The 13,212-nt window shown below is 57.9% G+C and carries 14 protein-coding genes; 8 read left to right on the top strand and 6 right to left on the bottom strand.

Features of this window, described 5'->3' with window-relative positions:
* The first annotated feature begins 138 nt into the window (after positions 1 to 138).
* Positions 139 to 717, top strand: a complete 579-nt coding sequence (locus QOM10_RS22545) for a hypothetical protein (RefSeq protein ID WP_127929489.1) — start codon at positions 139 to 141, stop codon at positions 715 to 717.
* Here QOM10_RS22545 and QOM10_RS22540 read toward each other — a convergent pair.
* Entirely contained in the window at positions 714 to 1,895 is a 1,182-nt protein-coding gene (locus QOM10_RS22540) for an aminotransferase class V-fold PLP-dependent enzyme (RefSeq protein ID WP_127929488.1), read from the bottom strand. The genes QOM10_RS22545 and QOM10_RS22540 overlap by 4 nt on opposite strands.
* A 30-nt stretch (positions 1,896 to 1,925) precedes the next feature.
* Positions 1,926 to 2,162, bottom strand: a complete 237-nt coding sequence (locus QOM10_RS22535) for a DUF3820 family protein (protein ID WP_003227425.1) — start codon at positions 2,160 to 2,162, stop codon at positions 1,926 to 1,928.
* Between the two features lie 205 nt (positions 2,163 to 2,367).
* Between QOM10_RS22535 and QOM10_RS22530 the strand changes: the two genes are divergently transcribed.
* Positions 2,368 to 2,835, top strand: coding sequence for a ferritin-like domain-containing protein (locus tag QOM10_RS22530; RefSeq protein ID WP_016983691.1), 468 nt, complete (start codon positions 2,368 to 2,370; stop codon positions 2,833 to 2,835).
* A 277-nt stretch (positions 2,836 to 3,112) separates the two neighbouring features.
* Here the strand turns inward: QOM10_RS22530 and QOM10_RS22525 are convergent, their stop codons facing one another.
* Together QOM10_RS22525 and QOM10_RS22520 are read right to left on the bottom strand one after the other, a co-directional pair.
* A complete protein-coding gene (locus QOM10_RS22525; protein WP_003227420.1) occupies positions 3,113 to 3,583 on the bottom strand; it encodes a MaoC family dehydratase in 471 nt (156 codons plus the stop codon).
* Between the two features lie 42 nt (positions 3,584 to 3,625).
* Complete coding sequence (locus QOM10_RS22520; protein WP_316916966.1) at positions 3,626 to 4,570, bottom strand: alpha/beta hydrolase; 945 nt, start codon at positions 4,568 to 4,570, stop codon at positions 3,626 to 3,628.
* 200 nt (positions 4,571 to 4,770) lie between these two features.
* Here QOM10_RS22520 and fadD2 point away from each other — a divergent pair, with 200 nt between their 5' ends.
* Together fadD2 and fadD1 are read left to right on the top strand one after the other, a co-directional pair.
* Positions 4,771 to 6,459: a long-chain-fatty-acid--CoA ligase FadD2 gene (fadD2, locus tag QOM10_RS22515; protein ID WP_127929486.1), complete on the top strand. Its 1,689-nt coding sequence runs from the start codon at positions 4,771 to 4,773 to the stop codon at positions 6,457 to 6,459.
* A 346-nt stretch (positions 6,460 to 6,805) separates the two neighbouring features.
* Positions 6,806 to 8,503 (top strand): long-chain-fatty-acid--CoA ligase FadD1, encoded by a 1,698-nt coding sequence (gene fadD1 / locus QOM10_RS22510; RefSeq protein ID WP_127929485.1) that lies wholly within the window; start codon positions 6,806 to 6,808, stop codon positions 8,501 to 8,503.
* A gap of 354 nt (positions 8,504 to 8,857) precedes the next feature.
* Here the strand turns inward: fadD1 and QOM10_RS22505 are convergent, their stop codons facing one another.
* The gene (locus QOM10_RS22505; RefSeq protein WP_007917843.1) at positions 8,858 to 9,235 is read right to left on the bottom strand and encodes a hypothetical protein; all 378 of its coding nucleotides are present in this window, start codon (positions 9,233 to 9,235) and stop codon (positions 8,858 to 8,860) included.
* Positions 9,236 to 9,433: 198 nt separating this feature from the next.
* On the opposite strand from QOM10_RS22505, the gene QOM10_RS22500 reads away from it, so the two are divergent.
* The 3 genes from QOM10_RS22500 to def all read left to right on the top strand — a co-directional run bounded on the left by QOM10_RS22500 (position 9,434) and on the right by def (position 11,282).
* Entirely contained in the window at positions 9,434 to 9,625 is a 192-nt protein-coding gene (locus QOM10_RS22500; RefSeq protein ID WP_008082339.1) for a CsbD family protein, read from the top strand.
* 164 nt (positions 9,626 to 9,789) lie between these two features.
* Positions 9,790 to 10,740, top strand: a complete 951-nt coding sequence (locus QOM10_RS22495) for a YihY/virulence factor BrkB family protein (RefSeq protein WP_150750338.1) — start codon at positions 9,790 to 9,792, stop codon at positions 10,738 to 10,740.
* A 2-nt stretch (positions 10,741 to 10,742) separates the two neighbouring features.
* Positions 10,743 to 11,282 carry a peptide deformylase gene (gene def / locus QOM10_RS22490; RefSeq protein WP_095121269.1) on the top strand — a complete coding sequence of 180 codons (540 nt, stop codon included), beginning with the start codon at positions 10,743 to 10,745 and terminating at the stop codon, positions 11,280 to 11,282.
* 123 nt (positions 11,283 to 11,405) lie between these two features.
* On the opposite strand, the gene QOM10_RS22485 is transcribed toward def, so the two are convergent.
* On the bottom strand, positions 11,406 to 11,822 hold the full coding sequence (locus QOM10_RS22485) for a GNAT family N-acetyltransferase (protein WP_316916965.1): 417 nt from the start codon (positions 11,820 to 11,822) through the stop codon (positions 11,406 to 11,408).
* 324 nt (positions 11,823 to 12,146) lie between these two features.
* Here QOM10_RS22485 and QOM10_RS22480 point away from each other — a divergent pair, with 324 nt between their 5' ends.
* Positions 12,147 to 13,088, top strand: coding sequence for a fatty acid desaturase (locus QOM10_RS22480; RefSeq protein WP_316916964.1), 942 nt, complete (start codon positions 12,147 to 12,149; stop codon positions 13,086 to 13,088).
* Positions 13,089 to 13,212 lie beyond the last annotated feature (124 nt).

Here is a 13,212-nt window from a genome sequence, read left to right as displayed (position 1 = left end):
TTTACGGTGCGCTTGGTCGGTGCACCGTTTTTTTTTGCCTCGAAGAAAGTGTCAGGACATCACGCGATACATAGTTACCGCACAACTGCGTTTGCGTGGCGCTAATCTGCGTTCATCTTACGGAAGAGAGAACGCCTCATGGACGACCATCAATCTGTAGCCTTCAAACACCCACCTTTGCATCAACGGCAACCGCCAATCGTTGGCAGCATCGATTGGCGCGAAACCGAAGAAAAGGTGCGCAACATCAGCCGCGGCGTCGAAGGCCTGCCACTGGTATTGCGTCTGGCCCTGGTCGACGCCATGACCGGTGAACCAGTGGTTGACGCCCAGGTTCGGATCGAACAGAACATTGGCGCCGACAGCCTCTGCGGCACCCAGTCGACCGACAGCCAAGGCATCGTGCGGTTTACCAGTATTTACCCGGATCAGCAGTCTGCCGGTGCGTCATGCATCGCCATGACCGTGTGCATCGCCAGTGATGATCAACGTCCGCAGTCACATCAGGAGGCCTGGGCAGGACGGCTGCATCTTCCCAATGCCTGTAACTGTGAAGCCGCAGGGGATGATGCCTCGCGGCTGGTGTTGCGACCGATTGGCGGGGAAGGTCTGGAGGACGGCTACTTCGGTAGCCTGACGATCGGCGTCGACACCTTTGCGGTGTCATCGCAGATCGGCGTGGCGGGCTACGACAAATACCTGATCACAGTGTTTTAGCGCAGTTCGTTCAGCGCGCGCACCAGCAACTGCATGTCGGCAGCGGTGGTGGTCAGCCCCGGAGTGATACGGATGCTCGGCCCGCTGGCGGCACCGTTGCGCACCACGGTGAACAGGTTGTAGTCGTTGAGCAGACGCTCAGCCATCGCCTGTTGATCGTCGTGCCGGGTGAAGCGCAGCGATGTGATGCCGCAATACAGCCGTGGATCGTCTGGCGTCATCACCTCGATACCCGGCAAGTGTCGCACCGAGCTGACCCACAGATTGCGCAGATAATTGACGCGAGCGCCTTTGGCCGCTGCGCCGCCGAGGGAGCGATGCTCTTCGAACACCAGCGGCAAGGTCATCAGCGCCGGAATGTTGGGCGTGCTGTAGGAGGTGCGCGCACGGATGTCATTTACCGGGTAATGCATTTCCCCCATGTCCGGATCGATGTCGGCCAAGCGTTGCGGCGAGATATACAGGAAGCCGAGGGTGAGCGGTGCGCCGATCCACTTGTGCAGGTTGTAGCCGGCGAAGGCAATGCCCAGCGCTTCAAGATTGAAGTCGATCTGACCGAGCGCGTGGGCGCCGTCGAGGATGACATCGACCCCGTGTTCCTTGGCGAGCGCAGCGATGGCCTGCACGGGCATGACCAGGCCGGTGCGGTGAGTGACGTGAGTCAGGGCCATCAGCTTGATCTTCGGTTGGCCGATGAACGTTTCGCGGTAAGTCTCCAGCAGACTGTCGTAACTTGCCGGGTGCGTATGGGCAATCTCGATCACCTCAGCACCGCGATGTCTGGCCAGCCAGCGCATGGCGCCTTTGACCGTGTCGTATTCCAGATCACTGATCAGCACCTGATCGCCCGGTTGCAGGCGGTTGTAGTTGCGGATCAGCGATTGCAGGCCTTCGGTGGCGTTACGGGTGAAGGCTACGCTCTGCGCGCGCACGCCGATCAGCTCGGCCAGTTGCGCACGGATATCGAGGTTATCGTGCTGCTCGAAACGCTGGCGCACGTATACCGAATTGCTGGTGTTGATCAGCTCGATATTGCGCTGGTACTCCTCGATCACCGTGCGCGACATGCGCCCGAAGTAACCGTTTTCCAGGTTCACGGGGCCGGGTTGAACGTCGTAACGGTCGGCGAACGTTTGCCAAAAGGCTTCGTCACGGGCGCGGCGGGTGTTATCGGGCATGGTCGGCTGACTCTGAGAGAGGAGGGCGCTTCAGTGGCGCGGGGCAGGTTTGCCGTGTTTGGCGCGCAGTGGTTCGAGCAGGTCCGAGAGGCCGTTATGGTCGATCTCCTGCATCAGCGCGAGCAAGCCACCGAGTTCGCCGTGCGGAAAACCTTCGCGGGCAAACCAGTTCAGGTACGGCCCCGGCAGGTCGGCAATGATCCGGCCCTTGTACTTGCCGAAGGGCATTTCGCGGGTTATCAGCAGTTCGAGTTTTTCGGGATTCATCAGTGAGATCGTCTGGCTTCAAATCAGCTTGGAAAATACAGGCATTCTGCATGCAGGCCAAATGACAGATCATGCAAATAACCGTGATACAGATAGTTCACTTATATTTAACTTGTTGATAAATAACGATTTTTTATCAATAAAAAAGCTGGCACGCACACTGCAATATCCCTTGCATCTTCAACCAATCGCAAGGAATTGAAAAATGACCGATATGAATAAAGAAGCCATCTCTGTACTCAATGACCTGATTGAAACCAGCAAGGACGGTCAGGAAGGGTTCAAGACTTGCGCTGAAGACATCAAGCATCCAGAACTGAAAACCCTGTTCGTCACTCGTTCTGCCGATTGCGCCACTGCTGCAGCTGAGCTGCAAGCTGAAGTTCGCAAGCTGGGCGGCGATCCGGAAACTTCCACCAGCGTCAGCGGTGACCTGCACCGTCGCTGGGTCGACGTCAAAGCCATGTTCACCGGCAAGGACGAAGAGGCTGTGCTGAACGAAGCCGAGCGCGGTGAAGACCACGCATTGAAGGCTTACAAAGAAGCCCTCGAGAAAATCAGCAAGCACAACCTGGTGGGTATTCGTGATCTGGTTGAACGCCAGTATCACGGCGTACAACGTAACCACGATCAGGTGAAAGCCCTGCGTAACCAGGCTCGCGCTCGCTCTTAAGCGTTCGCCGGGTACAAAAAACGCCAGCGAGTCTGGCGTTTTTTTATGTCTGGGGAAAGCCAAAGCAAGAGCCCCTCACCCTAGCCCTCTCCCGGAGGGAGAGGGGACTGACCGAGGTGTTTTTTCGAGCTACATCGACCTGAAATATCCAGTCGAACTCAAAACCTGAAAACAGCGGAGATCGGCTCCCTTCCCCCCTCGCCCCCTTGGGGGCGGTCCGACGTTTCGGGAGGGCTGGGGTGAGGGGGAAAGCTCTCACTGACACACCACAAATCAATCAGCCAATGCTGATCGCCGGCAAAGTCGGCAACGTCACCGTCTGCTGCTTACGCGGCGCCAGAATCTCCGCCTCGCCATCCACCACCAACTCATCACGCTGGTTGAACACACGAGTGGCAATGCGCACACGAAACTTCGGCAGCTTCTCGAGAATTTCCAGGCGCACGGTCAACGTGTCGCCAATCTTCACCGGCTTCTGAAAGCTCATCTGCTGGCCAATATAAATAGTGCCCGGCCCAGGCAGTTCGCAGGCAACGGCGGCACTGATCAGCGCACCGCTGAACATGCCGTGAGCGATACGCTCCTTGAACATGCTCGCGGCGGCAAACTCGGCGTCCAGGTGCACCGGGTTGTGGTCGCCCGACATCGCGGCAAACAGTTGGATGTCGCGCTCTTCGACGGTCTTGCTGTAGCTGGCAGTCTGGCCGACTTCGAGGGCTTCGTAAGGGATGTTGGTAACCTGGGTCATCGGTCTCGATTCCTGTAACGGATTCAATGAATCCACAAAAAATTACTCGCTGCGATGAGGGCGCGGATGGCTCAAGGCCTGATCGATCCAGGCCAGCACATCAGCGATCACTTCATCGCGGTTGGTTTCGTTGAACAATTCGTGCCGCGCCTGCGGGTAGATCTGCAGTTGCAGGTTCTGGCTGCCGGCCGTGCGCAAGGCATTGGCCAGATCTGTCAGACGCTTGCCTTCACTCACCGGATCACATTCGCCACCGATTACCAGCAGCGGCAAGCCCGGATCGATCTGCGCGAGATTGGACGCTTTGCTGATCTGCTGCAAGCCGCCGAGCAGGTCGATCCACAGTTGATTGGTGCAGCGAAAGCCACACAGCGGGTCGTTGGCGTACAGGTCAACCTCGGCCGGGTCGCGACTCAGCCAGTCGAACGCTGTGCGCGCCGGTTTGAATTTGTTGTTGAACGAGCCGAACGACAGCCATTCGATCAGCGCGCTACGGCCCTTGCCACCTTGACGCAGTTTTTCCAGGCGGGCGATCTGCCGCGCGGCGCCGTACAGCGCAACGGGCTGAAAGTTTGAACCACTGAGAATCGCCCCGTTCAGGCTGGCGCTGTGGTGCAGCAGATAACCTTGGGCGAGGTAGCTGCCCATGCTGTGTCCTAACAGGATGATCGGTACACCGGGGTGTTGCTGGCCGATGTGTTGATTGAGGCTGGCCAGATCGCCGAGCACTTTGCACCAGCCATCGTTATCGGCGAAGTGGCCAAGGGTGCCGTAATTGGCGGTTTTGCCATGTCCGCGCAAATCCGGGGCATACACGCCATATCCTTTGTCGCAAAACGTTTCGGCCAGTCGCGCATAGCGGCCGCTGTGTTCTGCCATGCCATGGGCCAGCAGGATCACCGCTTTCAACGGCGCTGCCGGCAGCCATTGATTGACGAAGAGGCGGCTGCGGTCACTCGCATCCAGCCATAGGGTGTCGTGGATCATGGCGCTTCCTTTGCTCAGAGTCGGAACATTGTATAGCGCGTCTGATCAGCCCACGCCACGGCAGGAAGATTCACACGATCAATGACGGCTTTGTCCATATTTGCCTCAATGGCCATAACTGCTAGTGTCCGTGAAGCTCCGCTTTTTCAGAAATGACAGAAAGCGGCCCCGGATCGGCTCAGGTAAAGAGGACAAGAACAATGCAACCTGATTTCTGGAACGACAAACGCCCGGCCGGCGTACCGCTGGACATCGACATGGGTGAGTTCAAGTCGGTGATCGAGGTATTCGAGCGTTCCTGCAAGAAGTTCGCCGACCGCCCGGCATTCAGCAACATGGGCATCACCCTGACTTACGCCGAACTCGAACGCCAGAGCGCTGCGTTCGCCGGTTACCTGCAAGCGCATACCGATCTGGTGCCGGGTGATCGCATCGCGGTGCAGATGCCCAATGTCCTGCACTATCCGATAGCCGTGTTCGGTGCCTTGCGCGCCGGGTTGATCGTGGTCAACACCAACCCGTTGTACACCGCGCGGGAGATGCGCCACCAGTTCAAGGATTCCGGCGCGCGGGCGCTGGTGTACCTGAACATGTTCGGCCAGAAAGTCCAGGAAGTGCTGCCCGACACCGACATTCAATACCTGATCGAAGCGAAGATGGGCGACCTGATGCCCACCGCCAAGGGCTGGCTGGTGAATACCGTGGTCAGCAAAGTAAAGAAAATGGTCCCGGCGTATTCGCTGCCGCAGGCGATCTCCTTCAAAAGCGCACTGCGCATGGGCCGAGGTCTGGGCATCAAGCCGCTGAAAGCCAGCCTCGACGACATCGCCGTGCTGCAATACACCGGTGGCACCACCGGCCTGGCCAAAGGTGCGATGCTCACTCACGGCAATCTGGTGGCGAACATGCAACAAGTGCGCGCCTGTCTCGCCCAACTCGGCCCGGACGGCCAGCCGCTGCTGCGCGAAGGCCAGGAAGTGATGATCGCGCCGTTGCCGCTGTACCACATCTATGCCTTCACCGCGAACTGCATGTGCATGATGGTTTCCGGCAACCACAACGTGCTGATCACCAATCCGCGCGACATCGCCGGGTTCATCAAGGAGCTGAAGAACTGGCGCTTCTCGGCGCTGCTGGGCTTGAACACCTTGTTCGTGGCGCTGATGGATCACGCGGATTTCAAGACGCTCGATTTCTCCAGCCTGAAGCTCACCAACTCTGGTGGCACCGCGCTGGTCAAGGCTACCGCCGAGCGCTGGGAGCAGATGACCGGGTGCCGCATCACTGAAGGTTACGGTCTCACCGAAACCTCGCCGGTGGCCTGCACCAACCCGTACGGCGATCAATCGCGTCTGGGCACGGTCGGCTTGCCGGTGCCGGGCACGTTGCTGAAAATCATCAACGATGACGGTGTCGAACAGCCGATGGGCGAGCGTGGCGAGTTGTGCATCAAGGGCCCGCAGATCATGAAGGGCTACTGGCACAAACCGGAAGCCACGGCCGAAGTGCTGGATGCCGAGGGCTGGTTCAAGTCCGGCGATATTGCGGTGATTGATCCGGACGGTTTTGTGCGCATTGTCGATCGCAAGAAGGACATGATCATCGTCTCCGGTTTCAACGTTTATCCGAATGAAATCGAAGACGTGGTGATGGCCCATCCGAAAGTCGCCAACTGCGCGGTGATCGGCGTGCCGGACGAGCGTTCGGGCGAGGCGGTGAAGCTGTTCGTGGTGGCGCGGGAAACCGGGGTCAGCCTCGAAGAGCTCAAGGCCTATTGCAAAGAGAATTTCACCGCGTATAAGGTGCCGAAACACATCGTATTGCGTGAGTCATTGCCGATGACGCCTGTCGGGAAAATTCTGCGGCGTGAGTTGCGCGATATCGCGTAAAAGTCAAAAACACAAAGATCGCAGCCTTCGGCAGCTCCTACTTGGAATGCATTTCCTGCAGGAGTTGCCGAAGGCTGCGATCTTTTGCTTTAAGTCCCCGAAAACCGGGGCTTCAAAGGTGTTCTAGGATTTTTGCTCTAAAATGACTGCTAGGTAGTCTTGAGTCATCATAGTGACTGTAGGGGCCGCTTTTGGCTCTAGTCGACCCTTGGCAAAGCTGCTACTCTCGGCGCGCTTTGTGACTTCTCGGCCTATATAAAAGCCAGATTCACCAATACCAAACACACACCAATAATAATCGCATCAAATGCGGTGAAGAATTCGCGTTGCTGAGGAGTGGGCTTCCATGATCGAAGACTTTTGGAAGGATAAATACCCGGCTGGAATTGCTGCCGACATCAATCCGGACGAGTATCCGAACATTCAGGCAGTGTTGAAACAATCCTGCCAACGCTTCGCCAACAAACCGGCTTTCAGCAACCTGGGCAAGACAATCACCTACGGTGAATTGTACGAATTGTCCGGTGCGTTTGCCGCGTATCTGCAACAGCATACCGATTTGCAGCCCGGTGATCGAATCGCCGTGCAACTGCCCAACGTTCTGCAGTACCCGGTGGCCGTCTTCGGTGCGATTCGCGCCGGGCTGATCGTGGTCAACACCAACCCGCTGTACACCGCGCGGGAAATGGAACACCAATTCAATGACTCCGGTGCTAAAGCCCTGGTTTGCCTGGCGAACATGGCGCATCTGGCCGAAGCCGTAGTGCCGAAAACCGGCGTCAAACACGTTATCGTCACCGAAGTCGCCGACCTGCTGCCGCCGATCAAGCGCCTGCTGATCAACAGCGTCATCAAGTACGTGAAGAAAATGGTCCCGGCCTATCACCTGCCCAAAGCCGTCAAGTTCAACGACGTGCTGAGCAAGGGCCAGGGCCAGCCGGTGGCCGAAGCCAATCCGCACAGCGGCGACGTGGCGGTGCTGCAATACACCGGCGGGACCACGGGCGTGGCCAAGGGCGCGATGCTGACCCATCGCAACCTCGTCGCCAACATGCTGCAGTGCAAAGCGCTGATGGGTTCCAACCTCAACGAAGGTTGCGAGATCCTGATCACGCCGCTGCCGCTGTACCACATCTATGCGTTCACCTTTCATTGCATGGCGATGATGCTGATCGGCAACCACAACATCCTGATCAGCAACCCGCGCGACCTGCCGGCGATGGTCAAGGAACTGTCGAAGTGGAAGTTCAGCGGTTTTGTTGGTCTCAACACGCTGTTCGTGGCGCTGTGCAACAACGAAGGTTTCCGCAAGCTGGATTTCTCGGCGCTGAAAGTCACCTTGTCCGGCGGCATGGCCCTGCAACTGGCCGCTGCCGAGCGCTGGAAAGCGGTCACCGGTTGCGCCATCTGCGAAGGTTACGGCATGACCGAAACCAGCCCGGTGGCCACGGTCAACCCGATCCAGCACATCCAGATCGGCACCATCGGTATTCCGGTGCCATCGACGCTGTGCAAAGTCATCGACGATGCCGGTGTCGAGCAGCCGCTGGGTGAAATCGGCGAACTGTGCGTCAAGGGCCCGCAAGTGATGAAGGGCTACTGGCAGCGTCAGGAAGCCACCGATGAAATGCTCGACAGCGAAGGCTGGCTGAAGACCGGTGATATCGCGCTGATCCAGCCGGACGGCTACATGCGCATTGTCGACCGCAAGAAAGACATGATCCTGGTCTCCGGTTTCAACGTTTACCCGAACGAACTGGAAGATGTGCTGGCGACCCTGCCGGGCGTGTTGCAGTGCGCGGCCATTGGTGTGCCGGACGAGAAGTCGGGTGAGGCGATCAAGATTTTCATCGTCGCCAAACCAGGTGTGACCCTGACCAAAGAGCAGGTGATGGATCACATGCGTGCCAACGTCACGGGCTACAAGGTGCCGCGTTCGGTGGAGTTTCGCGATGCGCTGCCGACCACCAACGTCGGCAAGATTCTGCGCCGCGAGTTGCGTGATGAAGAGCTGAAAAAGATCAAGGCCAAGTCCGCCGCTTAAAACACGAAGCCCCGCAGATGCGGGGCTTTTTGTTGGTGGAAGGCTGTAGATTTGCAGTGATTGGTAAATCTACCCCCTCACCCCAGCCCTCTCCCCCAAGGGGGCGAGGGGGAAGGGAGCAGATCGGGGGCCTTTCAGAACCTGAGTTCAACTCGGAATCTCAGGTCGGTGTAGCTCGCCCAAACAACTCAGTCAGTCCCCTCGTCCAATGGAAAAGGGGGCCGATTGCATGCTGTTCAGAATCTGAGTTCGACTCGATATCTCAGGTCGGTGTAGCTCATCCAGCCAACTCGGTCAGTCCCCTCTCCCTCTGGGAGAGGGCTAGGGTGAGGGGAAAAGGGGACAGCACAAATCCTACTGACGGAACGGCGCAAAATTCACGTTGGTACCCGCCGGACGCATGTCCTGCAGATACGAATCCTTGTCCGCACTCAATTCCAGGCTCAATGCCGCTTTACGCTTGCCTTCGTTGCGAATCACCAGCCCTTCAAGCTTTTCACGCAGGAACACCGTTGGCACTTTCAGGTGCAGCAGTTCGTCGGTGGCCGGGGTGTGCATCAGCAAGTGAATCCACTCGTACTGACCGATGGCCAGACGCGACACCGGCAGGTCGAACCACCAGATGTTGCGGTTACGGTTCAGTTCGGCGAAGTGGCAGTTGTTGGTGCCGAGCACGGCACCGCCCAGTTCCTTGTTGCGTCGGGCGATGGCCTGCGTTTTATCGAGTTTCATAACATTCCTGCGGGATCGGTTCATTGGCGCACGGCGCCCATATGTTGCGCATTCTCGGGGCTTCGCACGCAAACATAAAGCCCAACCTGCACACCGCGACGAAATGAGCCCCCGAAAATAAATGAAACTTGGCGCAAACCCGGCCAGTCAATCATTACGTACTGACTTTTCCCCCTAATTGCACCAAGGAGAAACACCATGAGTAGCACAGGCGATAAAGTAAAAGGCATGGCCAACGAAGCGGTCGGCAACGTCAAGCAAGGCGTCGGTAAAGCCACCGACAACACCAAGCTGCAAGCCGAAGGCAAGATTCAAGAGAAAAAAGGCGAAGCCCAGCAAGCTGTCGGCAAAGCCAAGGACGCGGTCAAAAAAGGCGTCGACAAGGCGTAATCCAGCCTTGAACGAAATACATGAACGGCCATCCAAGGATGGCCGTTTTTGTGTCAAAAACCTGCGGCAACCCTACGAGGTTAGCCAAACAGGCTACCGTGATGTAAAAAACGGCCCCTGAGTCGCCACGACTTCAACCTGTATTGCGGCGAAAGGAGACGCGAATGATATTTCCAGACATGAAAGGTCTGCCCCTGCATCGGGTGATGATGCGCACGGTCACTGAATTCGTCGACGACGAAATGTCGACCTACGCCTCGGCACTGGCTTACCAGATGCTGTTCTCGCTGTTCCCGTTCATTCTGTTTCTGATCGCCCTGATCGGTTTCCTGCACCTGCCGGACTTCTTCTCCTGGCTGCGCCTGCAATCAGAACTGGTCCTGCCGCCGCAGGCGCTGGAGCAGGTCAATCCGGTGATTGACCAGTTACAGCAGTCAAAGGGTGGCCTGCTTTCCGTCGGTATCGTGATCGCCTTGTACACCGCCTCCGCCGGTGTGCGCTTGATGATGAGCGCGATGAACGCCGCGTACGACGTGGTTGAAGGCCGGCCGATCTGGAAGCGTTTCCCACTGTCGATTTTCTACACCGTCGGCATCGCCGGCATGCTGCTGGTGGCCGCCGCGCTGATGGTGCTCGGGCCGCAGGTGATGGGCTGGATCGCCGCGCAGGTGGGACTGGAAGACTTCATCGTCACCGTGTGGACCATCGCGCGCTGGCCGGTGATCGTGATTCTGATGATGGTCGCCGTGGCACTGATCTACTACGTCATGCCGGACGTCAAACAGGAATTCCGTTTCATCACACCCGGTTCTGTGTTGGCCGTGGTGGTGTGGATCATCGCTTCGTTGGGGTTCGCCTTCTACGTAAAAACCTTCGCCAACTACAACGCGATGTATGGCAGCATCGGGGCGATCATCGTGCTGTTGCTGTACTTCTACATTTCCGCTGCGGTGCTGTTGCTCGGCGCGGAGATGAATGCGGTGATCGAACACATGTCCAGCGAGGGCAAGGACTCGGGTGAAAAAGTCCCCGGCGAACTCGATGAGCATCCCAAACAACACGTCTCGGGCCTGGGCCGCGATCATTCGCTCAAGCCGGACACTGACGAAGTCTGATCATGATCCGTGAAATTCTGAAAATGGGCGACGAGCGCCTGCTGCGCATCGCCCCGCCAGTGCCGGCCGAGATGTTCGACAGCCCTGAGCTGTGGCAACTGATCGACGATATGTTCCAGACCATGGAAAGCGTCGGCGGCGTTGGCCTGGCCGCGCCGCAGATCGGTGTCGATCTGCAACTGGTGATCTTTGGTTTCGAACACAGCGAACGTTACCCGGACGCTGAAGCCGTGCCGCAGACAATCCTGATCAATCCGCTGATCACGCCGCTGAGTCCGTTGACGGAAGAGGGCTTTGAAGGTTGTCTGTCGGTGCCCGGTTTGCGTGGTGCGGTGGAGCGTTATCAGCAGATTCGTTATGAAGGGTTTGATCCAAAGGGTGAGCCGATTGTGCGCACTGCTTCGGGCTTCCACGCGCGCGTTGTGCAGCACGAGTGCGATCACCTGATCGGCCGCTTGTACCCGTCGCGGATCACCGATTTCAGCAAATTCGGTTTTACCGAAGTGATGTTCCCGGATCTCGATCCCACAGCTGACGACTGATCCCCGAGAACACCACTACCCCCCTGTAGGAGTGAGCCTGCTCGCGATAGCGGTCTGTCAGTGACATTTTCGGTGACTGACATACCGCTATCGCGAGCAGGCTCACTCCTACAAGGTTTTGCGTCAGATTGAAGGGGCCAGCTCCATAGCAATCATCGGCTTGCTCCGCGCATACCGGCTCAATCGCTCTGCCATCGCTTGCGGCAGCGCCGGATCGAACGTGAACCCGCGTCGCTCATAAAACTCACGCAAATCAGGATGACAGAACAGCCACACCGGCTCGCTCACATCCTGCACCGCTGCTGCGATCAACTGCGCGGCAAGCCCTTGTTCGCGACAGCCCGGATCAACGAACAACCCGGTCAACCAATGCCCGCCCGCCACCGGCCGCAAGCACAACGCGGCAACAATCTCTCCCCGTCGCGCGACCCACAATTGCGCGTCGCGAACAGCTTTCATCGATGATTGATGGCTGCGGTAAAACTTGTTCATCAACGGCCATAACGACTCGTCGAGCAGGCTGTATCGGGTGTCGGGCATGGGATCGGACTGTCGGTGGGCAAAGCGGCGATTATAAAAGAACGCACGGCTCTGGATAGGTGTATACCTGACCTCACATCCCCTGTGAGTGGAGTACGCATCATGTCCAAAGGTATGGATTCAAAGAAAGCCGCGAAGAAGAAACCGGCCAAGACCGCGATTGAAAAACGCGCGGAGAAGAAAGCCAAGAAAGTCGACATATTCGGCCATTGATCACGTCTTTCCGGAGCCCGGTTCTCGGGCTCCTGCCTAACCCGAAAATAATCTGCAAGATTGCGCCGCGTCGTTGCACAGAAGGGAAAGAATCCCGTTTTGAGCAACGCCATGTCCCATTACTTCGACGCCGCCCATCGCCAGCAGATCGAAACCCTGCGCCAACGCTTCACCGCCCGCACCGAATGGCCGACCTGGCTGTTGCTGATCGGCGTCTATGGCGGTTGGTTTGCCATTGTGCTCAATAGTCAGTGGCTCGGTCGTGGTTTGAGCACGTTGCTGCTGGTTCCGCTACTGGTGCTGTGGCTGTCAGTGCAGCACGAATTGCTCCACGGGCATCCGACCCGCTGGACCTTGCTCAACAAAATCCTCGGCTACGCGCCATTCGCGGTGTGGTATCCGTACACGCTGTATCGCGACAGCCATTTGTTGCATCACCGCGATGAGGATCTGACTGTGCCCGGCGTCGATCCGGAGAGCCGTTACCTGACCCGCGCTGGCTGGCAGGGCAGTTCGCTGTTCGAGCGCAGCCTGCACTGGCTGAACAAAACCGTACTCGGCCGTTTCGCAACGGGCGCCCCCCTGGCGTTGTTGGCGCTCGCTGGCGAAGAACTGCAGCGGCTGAAGAATGGCGAACGCCAGGCGTGGCTGATGTGGCTGACCCACGGCGCGTTTACCCTGCTGATGCTGGGGTTCATCGCTCGATACAGCGTGCTGCCGGTCTGGCATTACCTGTTGCTGATCAGCGTGCCGGCGCTGTCGATCGCGATGATCCGCTCCTACTATGAACACCGCCCGCATGCGCAACCGGAACAGCGCACGGTGCTCAATGAGGCCGGTTGGCCATGGCGCTGGTTGTTCCTTAATCTGAATTTTCATCTGGTGCATCACGACTTGCCGAAGCTTGCGTGGTACGACTTGCCGACGGTTTACCGGATGCATCGCGAGCAGTGGATCGCACGCAGTGGCGGGTTTCTGGTGCGCGGGTATGGCGAGTTCTGGCGGCGCAATGTCTTTAGGCCGATCGACAGTCCCGAGCATCCGTTCCACTGACCCAAGAACACCACAAAACCCTGTGGGAGCGAGCCTGCTCGCGATAGCGGTGTGTCAGGCACTGAAGATGTCACTGATGCACCGCTATCGCGAGCAGGCTCACTCCTACATTGGATTTGTGTTT

The organism is Pseudomonas sp. P108 (assembly GCF_032613195.1).
Taxonomy (GTDB): domain Bacteria; phylum Pseudomonadota; class Gammaproteobacteria; order Pseudomonadales; family Pseudomonadaceae; genus Aquipseudomonas.
Note: the sequence above shows the minus strand (reverse complement) of the source record. Positions and strands in the feature narration are given on the sequence as shown.

Coding starts and splice junctions, on each gene's coding strand:
- QOM10_RS22545 (WP_127929489.1), top strand. CDS start 139: ATGGACGACCATCAATCTGTAGCCTTCAAACACCCACCTTTGCATCAA.
- QOM10_RS22540 (WP_127929488.1), bottom strand. CDS start 1,895: ATGCCCGATAACACCCGCCGCGCCCGTGACGAAGCCTTTTGGCAAACG.
- QOM10_RS22535 (WP_003227425.1), bottom strand. CDS start 2,162: ATGAATCCCGAAAAACTCGAACTGCTGATAACCCGCGAAATGCCCTTC.
- QOM10_RS22530 (WP_016983691.1), top strand. CDS start 2,368: ATGACCGATATGAATAAAGAAGCCATCTCTGTACTCAATGACCTGATT.
- QOM10_RS22525 (WP_003227420.1), bottom strand. CDS start 3,583: ATGACCCAGGTTACCAACATCCCTTACGAAGCCCTCGAAGTCGGCCAG.
- QOM10_RS22520 (WP_316916966.1), bottom strand. CDS start 4,570: ATGATCCACGACACCCTATGGCTGGATGCGAGTGACCGCAGCCGCCTC.
- fadD2 (WP_127929486.1), top strand. CDS start 4,771: ATGCAACCTGATTTCTGGAACGACAAACGCCCGGCCGGCGTACCGCTG.
- fadD1 (WP_127929485.1), top strand. CDS start 6,806: ATGATCGAAGACTTTTGGAAGGATAAATACCCGGCTGGAATTGCTGCC.
- QOM10_RS22505 (WP_007917843.1), bottom strand. CDS start 9,235: ATGAAACTCGATAAAACGCAGGCCATCGCCCGACGCAACAAGGAACTG.
- QOM10_RS22500 (WP_008082339.1), top strand. CDS start 9,434: ATGAGTAGCACAGGCGATAAAGTAAAAGGCATGGCCAACGAAGCGGTC.
- QOM10_RS22495 (WP_150750338.1), top strand. CDS start 9,790: ATGATATTTCCAGACATGAAAGGTCTGCCCCTGCATCGGGTGATGATG.
- def (WP_095121269.1), top strand. CDS start 10,743: ATGATCCGTGAAATTCTGAAAATGGGCGACGAGCGCCTGCTGCGCATC.
- QOM10_RS22485 (WP_316916965.1), bottom strand. CDS start 11,822: ATGCCCGACACCCGATACAGCCTGCTCGACGAGTCGTTATGGCCGTTG.
- QOM10_RS22480 (WP_316916964.1), top strand. CDS start 12,147: ATGTCCCATTACTTCGACGCCGCCCATCGCCAGCAGATCGAAACCCTG.